Genomic DNA, 361 nt, shown 5'->3' with positions numbered 1-361 from the left:
GCCGCGGCCGTCTCGTCGAGCGGTCGTGCCGGTCAACGCGCGTAGCGGAAGCCCGTGTTGCCGCTCGTGCTGTCGGGCGTGTTGCCCATACGGGCAGCTTGTGGCGCCAGGTGTACCAGGCCCACTGGAGGCGTCCGGAGCTGTGGGGTTGTCGTTGGTCACGAGAGGTGCTCGGGCGTGTCCCGGTACCTGATCTGCAGGTCGGTCAGCTGCGAGGTGAGATCCTTGACGATCTCGGCGTACGCCGGGTCGTCGTAGCGGTTGTGCAGCTCGTCCGGGTCGCGCTCCAGGTCGAACAGCTCCCACTCGGGCACGCGTGTCTCGTCTCTGGCCCCCGGCTGGCCCGAGCCGTGACCGGGGT

Annotated in this window: 1 protein-coding gene; it reads right to left on the bottom strand. The window is 69.3% G+C overall.

Annotated elements, in window-relative coordinates:
• Positions 1 to 158: 158 nt before the first annotated feature.
• On the bottom strand, positions 159 to 361 hold a 203-nt coding region (locus AC1DYK_RS36360), incomplete at its 5' end, for a sulfatase/phosphatase domain-containing protein (RefSeq protein WP_478170683.1).

It is taken from the genome of Variovorax sp. P2_H12 (assembly GCF_056403395.1).
The sequence above is the reverse complement of the archived record's forward strand: the minus strand, read 5'-3'. Positions and strand labels throughout refer to the sequence as shown.